Source organism: Paraburkholderia sp. 31.1, from assembly GCF_014397645.1.
Classification (GTDB): domain Bacteria; phylum Pseudomonadota; class Gammaproteobacteria; order Burkholderiales; family Burkholderiaceae; genus Paraburkholderia; species Paraburkholderia tuberum.
On the sequence record NZ_VZQN01000013.1, the window covers coordinates 41902 to 54626 of the forward strand.

The 12725-nt window shown below is 66.2% G+C and carries 13 protein-coding genes; 6 read left to right on the plus strand and 7 right to left on the minus strand.

Going from position 1 to position 12725, the window contains the following annotated elements; all coding sequences use genetic code 11:
• The first annotated feature begins 5 nt into the window (after positions 1-5).
• The 3 genes from F6X37_RS12135 (at position 6) to F6X37_RS12145 (ending at position 2117) form a co-directional block, all read left to right on the plus strand.
• Positions 6-908 carry a triphosphoribosyl-dephospho-CoA synthase gene (locus F6X37_RS12135; RefSeq protein ID WP_187611460.1) on the plus strand — a complete coding sequence of 301 codons (903 nt, stop codon included), beginning with the start codon at positions 6-8 and terminating at the stop codon, positions 906-908.
• A gap of 184 nt (positions 909-1092) precedes the next feature.
• Positions 1093-1602: a formaldehyde-activating enzyme gene (gene fae, locus F6X37_RS12140; protein WP_090809086.1), complete on the plus strand. Its 510-nt coding sequence runs from the start codon at positions 1093-1095 to the stop codon at positions 1600-1602.
• A gap of 137 nt (positions 1603-1739) precedes the next feature.
• Positions 1740-2117 carry a hypothetical protein gene (locus F6X37_RS12145; RefSeq protein ID WP_187611461.1) on the plus strand — a complete coding sequence of 126 codons (378 nt, stop codon included), beginning with the start codon at positions 1740-1742 and terminating at the stop codon, positions 2115-2117.
• Between the two features lie 136 nt (positions 2118-2253).
• On the opposite strand, the gene F6X37_RS12150 is transcribed toward F6X37_RS12145, so the two are convergent.
• A complete protein-coding gene (locus F6X37_RS12150) occupies positions 2254-2760 on the minus strand; it encodes a dihydroneopterin aldolase (RefSeq protein WP_187611546.1) in 507 nt (168 codons plus the stop codon).
• Positions 2761-3148: 388 nt separating this feature from the next.
• Here F6X37_RS12150 and F6X37_RS12155 point away from each other — a divergent pair, with 388 nt between their 5' ends.
• The 3 genes from F6X37_RS12155 to F6X37_RS12165 are packed head-to-tail and all read left to right on the plus strand — an operon-like array spanning position 3149 to position 7190.
• The gene (locus tag F6X37_RS12155) at positions 3149-5203 is read left to right on the plus strand and encodes a sigma-54-dependent Fis family transcriptional regulator (RefSeq protein WP_187611462.1); all 2055 of its coding nucleotides are present in this window, start codon (positions 3149-3151) and stop codon (positions 5201-5203) included.
• The gene (locus tag F6X37_RS12160) at positions 5200-5829 is read left to right on the plus strand and encodes a flavoprotein (RefSeq protein ID WP_187611463.1); all 630 of its coding nucleotides are present in this window, start codon (positions 5200-5202) and stop codon (positions 5827-5829) included. Before F6X37_RS12155 ends, F6X37_RS12160 begins: the two co-directional genes overlap by 4 nt.
• A complete protein-coding gene (locus tag F6X37_RS12165; RefSeq protein ID WP_187611464.1) occupies positions 5808-7190 on the plus strand; it encodes a DUF6513 domain-containing protein in 1383 nt (460 codons plus the stop codon). The genes F6X37_RS12160 and F6X37_RS12165 overlap by 22 nt, the downstream gene beginning before the upstream one ends.
• 13 nt (positions 7191-7203) lie before the next feature.
• Here the strand turns inward: F6X37_RS12165 and rpe are convergent, their stop codons facing one another.
• From rpe to F6X37_RS12195, 6 genes are all read right to left on the minus strand, one after another.
• Positions 7204-7911 (minus strand): ribulose-phosphate 3-epimerase, encoded by a 708-nt coding sequence (rpe, locus tag F6X37_RS12170; protein WP_184052012.1) that lies wholly within the window; start codon positions 7909-7911, stop codon positions 7204-7206.
• Positions 7912-7932: 21 nt separating this feature from the next.
• The gene (fba, locus tag F6X37_RS12175) at positions 7933-8970 is read right to left on the minus strand and encodes a class II fructose-bisphosphate aldolase (protein ID WP_187611465.1); all 1038 of its coding nucleotides are present in this window, start codon (positions 8968-8970) and stop codon (positions 7933-7935) included.
• A gap of 201 nt (positions 8971-9171) precedes the next feature.
• Positions 9172-10044 (minus strand): phosphoribulokinase, encoded by an 873-nt coding sequence (locus tag F6X37_RS12180; protein WP_187611466.1) that lies wholly within the window; start codon positions 10042-10044, stop codon positions 9172-9174.
• A 55-nt stretch (positions 10045-10099) separates the two neighbouring features.
• On the minus strand, positions 10100-11203 hold the full coding sequence (locus tag F6X37_RS12185) for a class 1 fructose-bisphosphatase (protein ID WP_090809068.1): 1104 nt from the start codon (positions 11201-11203) through the stop codon (positions 10100-10102).
• A 27-nt stretch (positions 11204-11230) separates the two neighbouring features.
• A complete protein-coding gene (gene cbbX / locus F6X37_RS12190; RefSeq protein ID WP_187611467.1) occupies positions 11231-12223 on the minus strand; it encodes a CbbX protein in 993 nt (330 codons plus the stop codon).
• A gap of 51 nt (positions 12224-12274) precedes the next feature.
• A complete protein-coding gene (locus F6X37_RS12195; protein ID WP_187611468.1) occupies positions 12275-12703 on the minus strand; it encodes a ribulose bisphosphate carboxylase small subunit in 429 nt (142 codons plus the stop codon).
• Between the last annotated feature and the right edge of the window lie 22 nt (positions 12704-12725).

Here is a 12725-nt window from a genome sequence, read left to right on the forward strand (position 1 = left end):
GCGCGATGCCCGACACTCATGCGATTCCCGTCGAGCACGCGCGCACGGCCTTCCTCGAAGCCTGCGCGCTCGACGTCACCACGCCGAAACCCGGCAACGTCAGCACCCAAAGCCCCGGCCACGGCATGCACGCGGCCCAGTTCCTCGCCAGCGCGGACGCGTCGCTCGACGCGCTATTCGCGCGCGGCGAGCGCGTCGGACAGCGCATTCTCGACGCGGTCACGCACACGCGCGAGGCCGTCGGCTGCAATACGAATCTCGGCATCGTGCTGCTGGTCGCGCCGCTCGCCGCGGCCCTCGACGAAACCGGCGAACCGCCGGTGTCGGCGCAAGCGTGGCGCGCGGCCGTCGGCGACGTGCTGAGCCGGCTCGACGTCGAAGACGCTCGGCTTGCTTACCGCGCGATCGCGCTCGCCAATCCCGGCGGCCTCGGCGACGCGCCCGAGCAATCGGTCCACGCACCGCCGACGATCGGCCTGCGCGACGCGATGCGGCTCGCCAGCGAGCGCGACAGCATCGCGCGGCAATACGCGAACGGTTGCGCCGACCTGTTCGACACCGGCCTCGCCGCCTACTTCGAAGCCTCGATACCGACGCCCGAACCCGCGCCCGCCGATCCAGGCGAAATCGCGATGCTCAACGTGTTTCTCACGTTCCTCGGCGGCTGGCCCGACTCTCACATTGTGCGCAAGCACGGCCTCGCGCTGGCGCAGAGTGTCACGCTCGTGGCACGCGAACAGCACGCGCGCTGGCGCCAAACGCGATCCGCCGCGCGCTGCTCGGCAAGCGATCCGCAACTCGATGCTTGGGACGCCGAATTGAAGGCCCGCGCGATCAATCCCGGCACCAGCGCGGACCTCGCGGTGGCCACGCTGTTTCTTGCGCGCTGCGTCGAAGGGCGCGGTTAACCCTGAATCGTCTGGACTGAACACGACCCGGACAGGCGCGCCAGCAGGCCCTTTGCCACAACTGGCACGGAACCTGTTAGTTAGTACCGCCGTGCATTCCCGCACCGCTCTCGCGATGCTGATCTGGACGATCGCGGGCGGCGCCTCGTCAGCAGGTCCATACCTACTCTTTTGGAGGAACAGAATGGCCAAGATCAACCGCGTCATGATCGGTGAGTCGCTCGTCGGCGACGGCAACGAGGTCGCGCACATCGACTTGCTGATCGGACCGCGAGGTTCGGCTGCGGAAACCGCGTTCTGCAACGCCCTCACCAACAACAAGGACGGCTTCACGTCGCTACTCGCCGTCGTCGCGCCCAATCTCATCACGAAGCCCAATACGATCCTGTTCAACAAGGTGACGATCAAAGGCGCCAAGCAGGCCGTGCAGATGTTCGGCCCGGCGCAGCACGCGGTCGCGCTCGCGGTGGCCGACAGTGTCGAGGACGGCACGATCCCGCAGGAAGAAGCCGACGATCTGTTCCTCTGCGTCGGCGTGTTCATTCACTGGCAGGCCGAGGACGACAAGAAGATCCAGCAGTTCAACTATCAGGCGACGCGCGAGGCCATCAAGCGCGCGGTCAGCGGCGACCCGAGCGCGGCTGAAGTGCTGGCGAAGAAGGGCAGCGTCGCGCATCCGTTCGCGCCGAACTGACGGCGCATGCAAGCGCAGGAGACCCGGCGCCGTTGCCGGCCCCGCCTCCTCGCGCATCCCGTCGCCTCGCGGCCGCAAGGCACGCATCTCGCGCAGCGGTTCGCGAAGCAGGCTCAATGCTTTCGCAGAGGCATTCAATGACCAACAGATGTCGCGCGCTTCTCGCCTTTACCTCGCTCCTGCTCGCCGCGCCGCTCGCGTGGGCGGGCGGCTACAACTATCCGACCGAGGGTCGCGTCGAATACGTGCTCAGTTGCATGGACGATAACGGCCACGAGTTCGCGAACGTCTACAAGTGCTCGTGCGTGATCGACAAGATGGCCGCGTCGTTGCCGTACGACGAATTCGTCGACCAGTCGACCTTCTCGAAGTACGCGACGCTAGGCGGCGAAGGCGGCGCGGAATTCCGCGTCGACCACGCCAAGGCGCAAACCAAGCGCTTCCGCGCGCTGCAAACCACCGCATATCACGCGTGCGGACTCGGTCCGCAGAAGACGTCGACCGTGGCGAAATGACCACGGCCTGAAACGCGCCGGGCGTTCTGCGCGCCCCGCTCGGCGCGTCCGGCTCGGCGCCCCCCCGCTCGGCGCGCCCGGCTCGGCGCCCCCGGCTCGGCGCCCCCCGCTCGGCGCGCCCAGCTCGGCGCCCCCCTCAATTCGGCACCAGCCCCTCGCCCAGCGACGCGTACCGCGCGAGACCCACGGCCGCCGCCGAGCCATCGCCGCGACGCCGCTCGATCTGCACGCCGACGGCCGCGAGGTCGGCGAACTTGGCCGGCTTCGCGAGCGACACGCGCACCCAGTGCGCGCCGAAGTCGGCGATCAGCAGTTGCGCGATCGTCTCGGCAAGCGCCTCCAGCAGCCGCACGCGATGCGACGCGAACAGCTCGAGCAGCGCCCCGCGCACGGCCGCGTAGTTGACCGTATCTTCGATCCGGTCCGTCGCGCAGGCGCGGATCGCTGGCATGCCGATAGCCAGGTTCACACGCACCGGTTGCGCAACATGCAACTCGCTGCTATCGATACCGATGACCGTCTGGCCGATGAAATTCTCGATGAATACGATGTCCAGGCGCTCGGGCAACGCGCCGACTTGCGGGCCGGGATTGGCGCCGAGGCTGGAAAATTCGGCAAGGCGAATAGTATCGAAACGATCCATGATTTGATCTCCGCCGCGGCGCGGCCCAGGATTGAACAGCCTGTGATGACGAGCGAAACGATGCAACAGTAGAACAGTAGAACTGAACGACGCGCGGCACACTCTGTGCCGAAGCTGCGACAGGCATGCAACCTGCAACCCGTTTAACGCGTCGCGCATCGAGAAAAGCAAATTCCGGGCACAGTGAGGTAAACCCAGTGTGACTTTCTGTTGAACCAATCCTGCATCGGGCGTACAGTTTTCAACACCCGCCTCGTAGTAGGGCCGGTCGGGAGGGCGCAGGCGAACCGAGATTGCGCCGCGCCAGGGGCAGGCAGGCTTGATAAAGCGGCATTCGCGGCGTGCGAAGCAGTCACGCTTGCGAAATGACGCAACGGAGGCAAATCCCATGTCGTTGCTCGCTGACAGCAGTACGCACGTCCGGGAAGTTCTGAACGTGGTCAACCATCAGTTGACCACGCGCCCGACAAGCGAACCCGTAGCTCAGTCGTGGACGCGCTGCATCAACGAATTCCAGCTGGACCCCGCGCGTTTCGTGCCGCCGCCGGTGCTCACCGAGTACGAACTCAGCGCGCGCCGTGAGGCGCTCGGCGATCTGATCGCGTGTTCGAAGCTCGAGATGACGACGCTCTACCAGCAACTGGCCGATCCCGAGCTCGCGGTCGTGCTCGTCGATTCTGGCGGCGTGATCGTGCATCAGGTGTCGTCCGTGCCGTTCGCCGAGGCGGTCGCCGTCGACGGCTTTCGCGTCGGCGCGCTGTGGAGCGAACGCGAAGCCGGCACCAACGGCATGGGCACCTGCCTCGCGGAGCGTGACTGCATCGCCGTCTGTCAGCACGAGCATTTCTATCCGCGCTATACGTCGCTGACGTGCTCGGCCGCGCCGATCTTCGACGACGGCGGCGAAATCGCCGGCGTGCTCGACGTCACGAGCCGCTCGAAGCTGCTGCAGCAGCACTCGCTGGTGCTGGTCGGCATGTCGCGTCAGATGATCGAAAACCGTCTGCTCGATGCGCGCTACCGGCACGCCAACATGATCCATTTCCACAGCCGCCCGGAATTCGTCGGCACGCTGCACGGCGGCAAGCTCGCGGTCGGCGACGACAGCACCGTGCTCGCCGCGAATCGCAGCGCGCTGTTCCAGCTGGGCTTCCGCTCGCTGAGCGAGCTGCGCGGCCGGCGCATCGAGGAAGCATTCAACGCGTCGCTCGAAGACATGATCGCGCGCAGCATTCGCGGCTCGTTCCATCCGGTCACCGTCTACAGCGCAAACGCGACGAACCGCTTTTTCCTCGTCGCGCAGACGCCGCAAAACGCCACGGGGCGCGTGACGCGCGTGCTCGTCCCCGACTCCGCCATGCGCGCCAACGCCGCCGAAAAACACGAGAAACATCCGCCGGTGCCGAAGCTCGACGAGATCGCGCACCTCGAATTCGGCGACCCGCGCATGGCCTCGCAGATCCAGTTGGCCGCGCGCGTGATCCAGCGCAAGATTCCGATCGTGCTGCGCGGCCAGACCGGCACCGGCAAGGAAGTCTTCGCGCAGGCCTTGCATAGCATCAGCCCGCACGCCGCCGGTCTGTTCGTGCCGGTCAACTGCGCGTCGCTGCCGGAGAACCTGATCGAGAGCGAGCTGTTCGGCTATCGCGCGGGCGCGTTTACCGGCGCGCAGCGCGAAGGACGGCGCGGCAAGATCGTGCAGGCCAACGGCGGCACGCTGTTTCTCGACGAGATCGGCGACATGCCGCTCGTGTTGCAGGCACGCCTGCTGCGCGTGATCGAGGAACACGAGGTCACGCCGCTCGGCGCCGAGACCACCGTCAAGGTCAATTTCCAGCTGATCAGCGCGAGCCACCGCAATCTGCTCGAACTCGTGCAAAGCGGGCAATTCCGCGAGGATCTGTACTACCGGCTCAAGGGCGTCGAGCTGAATCTGCCGGCGCTGCGCGAGCGCGTCGACAAGCTGCCGCTGATCCATCATCTGCTCGCGAACGAAACCGACGATCCGCCCGATCTGACGCCGGAAGCCGAACACGCGCTGCTCACCTACGCGTGGCCCGGCAACATCCGTCAGCTGCGTCACGTGTTGCAGATGGCCATCGCGCTGTCCGACGGCGAGCCGATCCGCTGCGAGCATCTGCCGCCCGAGGTCACGCAACGCACGTCGGCGGTCGACCTGCCGATCGCGCTGCGCCTCGCGAACGCGGACATGGACGGGCATCTCGCCGACGAGGCGGACATTTCTTCGCTGAACGCGATCCAGCTGAACGAGCGCGAAACGGTGCTGTCGCTGCTCGACGAGCACCGCTGGAACGTCAGCAACGTCGCGAAGGCGCTCGGCATCAGCCGCAATACGCTGTATCGCAAGATGCGCCGGCTGCACATCCGGCTGTCGCATGAAGGCTCGCCGGCCGACGGCATGCCGTTCGATCTCGACGCATGACCGGGTCGTCCCTCAGGTCCTCCAGCGAGTCTGCTCGCAAGGGCGCCCGCGATCTCGCCGACTTCAGGCCGGATGCGCACTTCGCGTGGTGCGTGACCGGCTCCGGTCATATGCTGGAAGAATCGATCGCGCTCGCGCGGCGCTTGCCCCGCGTCGATCTGTTTCTGTCCGCGGCGGCCGAGGAAGTGCTGCCGCTCTATGGCTGGTCGCTCGACAAGCTGCGCGAACACTTTCGCGTACTGCGCGACAACAGCGCGAGCGGCGTGCCGGTCGGCATGCTGTATCACGGCGTGTATCACACGGTCGTGATCGCACCCGCCACCAGCAACACGGTCGCCAAATGCGCTTACGGCATCTCGGATACACTGCCGACCAATATGTACGCGCAGGCCGGCAAGCAATGCATCCCCGGCATCGTCTTTGCGTGCGACACCGAACCGAGCGTGATCACGCATAGCCCGGACGAATGGGTCGAACTGCGGCCACGGGCGATCGAACTCGACAACGTCGAGCGTCTGGCGCGCTTCGAATACACGACGCTCGCGCGCTCGCTCGACGAACTCGAAGCGGCGCTCACCCAACGCCTCGCGACCCTCGACCTCGCATGGACCACCTCCTCTTCCTGACCGGCCGGCTTGCCGAACCGAGCCTGCGGCGCGTGCTCGACGGCATGGCGCCGACGCCGTTCAGTTGGGAGGTGCGCGAAATCGGCCTGCAAGTGGCCGGGTTGATGACCGCCGACCTGATCCAGCGCCGCGTGAGCGCGCCGCTCGCCGCGCAGCGCGTGATCGTGCCGGGCCGCTGCCGTGGCGATCTCGACGCGCTGAGCGCGCACTACGACGTACCGTTCGAACGCGGTCCCGAGGAGGTCAAGGACTTGCCGCAATTTTTCGGCCACAAGGCGAAGCCGTTCGATCTGAGCCGCTACGACACGGAGATTTTCGCGGAGATCGTCGATGCGCCGCGCCTCGACCTCGACGGCATCGCGGCAAGGGCGCGCGAGTATGCGGCCCAAGGCGCGGACGTGATCGACATCGGCTGTCTGCCGGACACGCCGTTTCCGCTTCTCGAAGACGCGGTGCGGCGGCTGAAGGCCGAAGGCTATCGCGTCAGCGTCGATTCGATGCGCAACGACGAACTGCTGCGCGGCGGGCGCGCGGGCGCCGACTATCTGATGAGCCTGAACCTCGACACGCTATGGATCGCCGACGAAGTGCCGTCGACGCCGATCCTCGTCGCGCGCGAACCGGCCGACCCCGCTTCGCTCGACGCCGCGATCGACGCGCTGTCCGCGCGCGGCCGCGCGTTTCTCGCCGATCCGATTCTCGATCCGATTCCGTTCGGGCTGGCCGCGTCGATTGCGCGCTATGTGCGTTTGCGCGAGCGCTATCCCGACATCGCGATCATGATGGGCATCGGCAACGTGACCGAACTGACCGAGGCCGACACGAGCGGCATCAACGCGGTGCTGCTCGGCATGGCGGCTGAATTGCGCGTTGGCGCGGTGCTGGCGACGTCGGTGAGCCAGCATGCGCGGCGCGCGTTGCGCGAAGCCGATGTCGCGCGCCGCGTGATGCATGCCGCGCGCGATGCGCAGGTGCTGCCGAAGGGCATCAGCACCGAACTCGCGACGGTCCACGCGAAACGGCCGTTTCCGTACAGCGCCGAAGAAATCGACGAATTCGCGCGCGGCGTGCGTGACCCGAATTTCCGCGTGCAGATCAGCGCCGATGGCATTCACGTGTACAACCGCGACGGCCATCGTCGCGGCGACGATCCGTTCGCGCTGTACCCGCAGTTGAACCTCGAAACAGACGGCGGCCACGCGTTCTATATGGGCGTGCAGCTTGCGCGCGCCGAGATTGCATGGCGGCTCGGCAAGCGCTTCGATCAGGACCAGCCGCTCGACTGGGGCTGCGCGGTCGACCGGCCTGAAGAAGATCTCAGCGCATGGTGCGCGCCGGGCGAGACGCTGAAAAAGCGCTGAAACAGCAGCGCCATCACTGCATGGCGGCCACCCCCGCGGGTTCGTCGACAGTAGCCAGTTCGCCGCGCATGCCGCGGATCGCCTGCGCGCGATCGCCCGCACCGAACACGGCCGACCCGGCAACGAACACGTCCGCGCCCGCCGTGGCGACACGCGCGATGTTCGACGCCTTCACGCCGCCGTCCACTTCGATCAGCAATGGCCGCCCGGTGCGCTGCATCGTCGTGTCGACGCGCTCGCGCAGCAGCCGCAGCTTGTCGAGCGTTTCGGCGATGAATGCCTGGCCACCGAAGCCCGGATTCACCGACATCACCAGCACGACGTCGAGCATCTCCAGCACGTGATCGAGCGCCGCGAGCGGCGTGGCCGGATTCAGCGCCAGCCCCGCGCGCGCACCGTGCGAGCGGATCAGTTCGATGGTCCGATGCACGTGCAGCGTCGCCTCCGGATGAAAACTGATCAGGTTCGCGCCGGCCTCGGCAAACGCCGACACCAGCGGATCGACGGGCGTGGTCATCAGATGCACGTCGAACGGCAGCGTCGTGTACGGCCGGATCGCCGAGCACACGAGTGGGCCGACTGTCAGGTTCGGCACGTAGTGGTTGTCCATCACGTCCAGATGAATCCAGTCCGCGCCGGCCGCCGTCACGTCGCGAATCTCGTCGGCGAGCCGGGCAAAATCCGCCGACAGCAGCGACGGAGCAATCAGGAATTCGCGCATTGCGTTCTCCGTCCAGTGGCGTTAGTGGTAGCGGCTCGCCATCGTGTCGAGCGGCAGCGGCTTGATGCGCGCCGCCTGACCCGCGCAACCGAACGCCTCGAATCGCTCGACGCAGATCGCGCTCGCCGCGGCGGTGGCGGCCTTCAATGCCGCGCGCGGATCGAACTCCGCGCGCGCATTGGCGAGCGACTTGCGCATCGCGCCGCTCATCGCGAGACGGATGTCGGTGTCGATGTTGACCTTGCGCACGCCGTTCGCGATACCGCGGCGGATTTCGTCGACGGGCACGCCGTAGGTGGTCGGAATCTCGCCGCCATATTCGCGGATCACCGCGAGCCATTCCTGCGGCACCGACGACGAACCGTGCATCACCAGATGCGTGTTCGGAATGCGCGCATGGATATCGGCGATCCGGTCGATCGCGAGGATGTCGCCGGTCGGCTCGCGGCTGAACTTGTACGCGCCGTGCGAAGTACCGATCGCGATCGCGAGCGCATCGACGCCGGTCGCGTCGACGAAGCGCCACGCTTCGTCCGGATCGGTCAGCAGGTGCTCGCGTGTGAGCTTGCCTTGTGCGCCGACGCCGTCCTCTTCGCCTGCCGTGCCGGTTTCGAGCGAACCGAGACAGCCGAGTTCGCCTTCCACCGACACGCCGACCGCATGCGCGGCGTCCACCACGCGCCGGCTCACGTCGACGTTGTAGTCGTACGCGGCGGGGGTTTTCTGATCGGGCAGCAGCGAGCCGTCCATCATCACCGACGTGAAGCCCGAGCGGATCGCCTGCTGACACACCGCGGGGCTCGCGCCGTGATCCTGATGCAGCACGAGCGGAATGTCCGGGTGCGCTTCGAGCGCGGCGAGCACCAGATGGCGCAGATACGGCTCGCCGGCATACTTGCGCGCGCCGGCCGACGCCTGCAGGATCACCGGGCTATCGGTGGCCTCGGCCGCGCGCATGATCGCGTGAATTTGCTCCATGTTGTTGACGTTGAACGCGGGCACGCCGTAGTCGTGTTCGGCCGCGTGATCCAGCAGTTGCCGCAGGGTGATGAAGGCCATTGCGTGCTCCTCGATATGAAATGAAATCTTGGCGAGCGGCGGGCTCAACGCGCGCGGTCCGCGACGCGCCGCGCTTCGTCGAGCGCGAGCATGCGCAGCGCGTCGGCCATCGAGCGCGTGGCGGGTGCGTCAAGCGGTTGCGCGACTGCACTCATCGAATCTCTCCTTGCGAAATGAACCTCGGTATCCGTCTGGTACCGCTCAGGCGCGCGAGCGTCGGTCGATCAGTTGCAGGATCATCGGCGTGAAGATCAGCTGCATCGCGAGTCCCATCTTGCCGCCGGGCACGACGATCACGTTCGGGCGCGACATGAACGAGTCGTGCAGCATCGTCAGCAGATACTGGAAATCGATACCCTTCGGCCGCGCGAAGCGGATCACGACGAAGCTCTCGTCCGGTTGCGGAATCTCGCGGGCGGTAAACGGATTCGACGTGTCCACGGTCGGCACGCGCTGGAAGTTCACATGCGTGCGCGAGAACTGCGGGCAGATGTAGTTCACGTAGTCGGGCATGCGCCGCAGGATCGTGTCGACCACCGCTTCGTGCGTGTAGCCGCGCATCGTCTGATCGCGGTGCAGCTTCTGGATCCATTCGAGGTTGATGATCGGCACGACGCCGATCAGCAGATCCGCATGCCGCGCGATATCGACCTTCTCGGTCACCGCCGCGCCATGCAGCCCTTCGTAGAACATCAGGTCGGTATTGGGCGCGACCCCCTCCCACGGCGTGAAGGTGCCGCCGTCCTGCTTGTACAGTTGCGCTTCGCCCGCGTCGTGCACGTAGTGGCGAAACTGCCCGCTGCCGTTTTCGCCGTAGCGCGTGAACAGCGTTTCGAGTTCTTCGAGCAGATTCGCTTCCGGCCCGAAGTGGCTGAAATTCGGCACACCGTCGCGTTCGCGCTCCTGCATCGCCGCGCGCATGCCGTTGCGGTCGTAGCGATGGAACGCGTCGCCTTCGACGATCTGCGCATTGATGTGCTCGCGTCTGAAGATATGCGTGAAACTCTTCATGACGGTGGTGGTGCCGGCGCCGCTCGAGCCGGTCACCGCGATGATCGGATGTTTGACTGACATGCGTTTGTCTCCGGATGACTGTGTTCTGTACGCTGAGCGCGCCGTCGGTCGCCGATCACGCCGTGAAATCCGGCAGGAACAACGAGCGCGTGCCGAACAGCGGCGACGTGAACGGCTTGTCCTCGCCGCGGTCGTATTCGCCGTGATAGCGCGCAATGCGCTCGACCTCGTTCTTCGAGCCGAGAATCACCGGCACGCGGCCATGCAGCGCACGCGGCGCGACGTCGAGAATGCGTTCCCGGCCGGTGATCGAGAGACCGCCCGCCTGCTCGACCAGGAAGCTCATCGGGTTCGCTTCGTAGAGCAGGCGCAGGCGTCCTTCCATCGCCGGCGTTTTCGAGTCGCGCGGATACATGAACACGCCGCCGCGCATCAGGATGCGATGCACTTCCGCGACCATCGACGCGATCCAGCGCATGTTGAAGTCGCGCGCGCGGCAACCGCTGCGGCCGTCCTTGCACTCCTGCACGTAGCGGCGCACGGGCGGCTCCCAGAAGCGCTCGTTCGATGCGTTGATCGCGAACTCGCCGGTTTCCTCCGGAATCCGGATGTTCGAATGCGTGAGCACGAAGTTGCCGATCTCGCGCTCCAGTGTGAAGCCATGCGTGCCATTGCCGACCGACAGCACCAGCATCGTCGACGGTCCATACACGGCATAGCCGGCCGCGACCTGTTCGCAGCCCGGCCGCAGGAACGCGGCTTCGCTGGTTGCATCCTCTGCCGGGTCGCGCGTGCGCAGCACCGAGAAGATCGAGCCGACCACGCCGTTGATGTCGATATTCGACGAGCCGTCGAGCGGATCGAACGCGAGCAGATACTCGCCGCGCGGATAGTCCGGCGGAATCGCGTAGACGTGCTCCATTTCCTCGGACACCATCGCGGCCAGCAAGCCGTCCCACTCGCATTGCTGCACGAAGATCTCGTTGCTCGAGACGTCGAGCTTCTTCTGTTGCTCGCCGTGCGTGTTGAGCGTTTGCGCGGAACCGTAGTTGCCGCCTAGCGCGCCCTTGGTCAGCATCGCCGAGATCGACTTGATGGCCGCCGCTACGTCGATGAGCAGCGCGGAGAGTCCTGCAGTGTCGCGCGTGTCGTCCGTACACGGCGGGCGATCGAGCGTGTCGATCAGGAACTTCGAAAGTGTCGTGCGTCCGTCCTGCATGGCGTTCTCCGTCGATGGTGTCGTGATTCAGCCCGGCGGCGACGTGACGGCGCGCGCGGTGGAAGGCGATTGCGAGGACTGCGGCGGCGCGTCGAACACGCGGCTCGCGCGCACGTCGGCGGCATCGATCAGCGTCAGCGTGGCGGCGTCGATCGGCTCGCCGCCTTGCAAGGCGCTCGCGAACAGGCGGTTCGCCTGGCGCAGCCGCGCGCGGTCGAGCGCGTTGCGCACCGAGCGCGCGTTGGCGAAATTCGGCTGGCGGATGCGGCGCGCCAGATAGTCGGCGAACGCGCGGCGCGACGCGGCATCGAAGCGGTAATGCATGGCGCCGAGCATCCGCTCGGCGATTTCGAGCAACTCCGTTTCCTCGTAATCGGGAAACGTAATGTGATGCGCGATGCGCGAGCGGAAACCCGGATTGCTCTCGAAGAACACTTCCATTCGCGACGCGTAGCCGGCCAGAATCACGACCAGGTCGCTGCGCTGGTTCTCCATCGTCTGCAACAGAATTTCGATCGCTTCCTGCCCGTAGTCGCGCTCGTTCTCCGGGCGATACAGGTAATACGCTTCGTCGATGAACAGCACGCCGCCCATCGCGCGCTTGAGCACATCGCGCGTTTTCGGCGCAGTGTGGCCGATGTACTGGCCGACCAGATCGTCGCGTGTGACCGACACCAGATGATTGCAGCGAATGTAGCCGAGCCGGTGCAACACTTCCGCCATGCGCAGCGCAACCGTCGTCTTGCCGGTGCCGGGGTTGCCGGAGAAGCACATATGCAAGGTCGGCGCGCCGCCCGCGAGACCCAGCGAAGCCCGCGCGCGCTCGACCAGCAGATGCGCGGCGACTTCGCGAATGCGCGTTTTCACGGGCGCGAGCCCGACCAGATCGCGATCGAGTTCGCCGAGCACGTCGCCGATGCCCGAGTCGCGGTACAGTGCCGCGAGGTCGATGTGGGGCGCGGCGGCGTCGCTGTGCGCGGTGGACGCGGGCAGTGCGTCCACGATGGCGGCGTCTGTCATGGTTGCTCCTCGCTGCGGGTCGTCGTGTGCGTTGTTGTGCGATCAGCGGCGTCAGCCCGCCGCGCCGTAACCCTCGCCCGCTGGCCGGTCGCCCGCGTAGCCCGTCATGCTGTAGCGCTGCGTGCGCCCCTGCCCGTCCTGCCGCAACAGCCGGAAGCCCGGCTCCACGTCCGGCCGGTTGACGATGAACGACAGGCGCATCGTCTCGAAGGTGCGCACGGAATCGAACGCGTTGACCTTGATGTAGTGCTGCGGCCGCGCCTCGCGGCAAGCCCTGACCTCCTGCAACACGCCGGCCGCGTCGTGCAGGTCGAACATCGGCAGACCCCACATTTCCCAGTAGGTGTTGCGCGGATGCGGGTCGTCGGTGAATTCGACCGAACAGGCCCAGCCCTGGCGCAGCGCGTAGTCGATCTGCAAGCCGATTTCCTCGTCGGTCAGCTCGGGCAGAAAAGAAAACGTTCCTTGAGTAATACGCATGACGAACCTCGTGGATGGATGT

Bases quoted from the DNA above. Each gene is read 5' to 3' on its own strand.
- F6X37_RS12195 (WP_187611468.1), bottom strand. From the start codon at position 12,703: ATGCGTATTACTCAAGGAACGTTTTCTTTTCTGCCCGAGCTGACCGAC.
- F6X37_RS12135 (WP_187611460.1), top strand. From the start codon at position 6: ATGCCCGACACTCATGCGATTCCCGTCGAGCACGCGCGCACGGCCTTC.
- F6X37_RS12160 (WP_187611463.1), top strand. From the start codon at position 5,200: ATGACCGGGTCGTCCCTCAGGTCCTCCAGCGAGTCTGCTCGCAAGGGC.
- fae (WP_090809086.1), top strand. From the start codon at position 1,093: ATGGCCAAGATCAACCGCGTCATGATCGGTGAGTCGCTCGTCGGCGAC.
- F6X37_RS12165 (WP_187611464.1), top strand. From the start codon at position 5,808: ATGGACCACCTCCTCTTCCTGACCGGCCGGCTTGCCGAACCGAGCCTG.
- F6X37_RS12185 (WP_090809068.1), bottom strand. From the start codon at position 11,203: ATGCAGGACGGACGCACGACACTTTCGAAGTTCCTGATCGACACGCTC.
- F6X37_RS12180 (WP_187611466.1), bottom strand. From the start codon at position 10,044: ATGTCAGTCAAACATCCGATCATCGCGGTGACCGGCTCGAGCGGCGCC.
- F6X37_RS12150 (WP_187611546.1), bottom strand. From the start codon at position 2,760: ATGGATCGTTTCGATACTATTCGCCTTGCCGAATTTTCCAGCCTCGGC.
- F6X37_RS12145 (WP_187611461.1), top strand. From the start codon at position 1,740: ATGACCAACAGATGTCGCGCGCTTCTCGCCTTTACCTCGCTCCTGCTC.
- F6X37_RS12155 (WP_187611462.1), top strand. From the start codon at position 3,149: ATGTCGTTGCTCGCTGACAGCAGTACGCACGTCCGGGAAGTTCTGAAC.
- fba (WP_187611465.1), bottom strand. From the start codon at position 8,970: ATGGCCTTCATCACCCTGCGGCAACTGCTGGATCACGCGGCCGAACAC.
- rpe (WP_184052012.1), bottom strand. From the start codon at position 7,911: ATGCGCGAATTCCTGATTGCTCCGTCGCTGCTGTCGGCGGATTTTGCC.
- cbbX (WP_187611467.1), bottom strand. From the start codon at position 12,223: ATGACAGACGCCGCCATCGTGGACGCACTGCCCGCGTCCACCGCGCAC.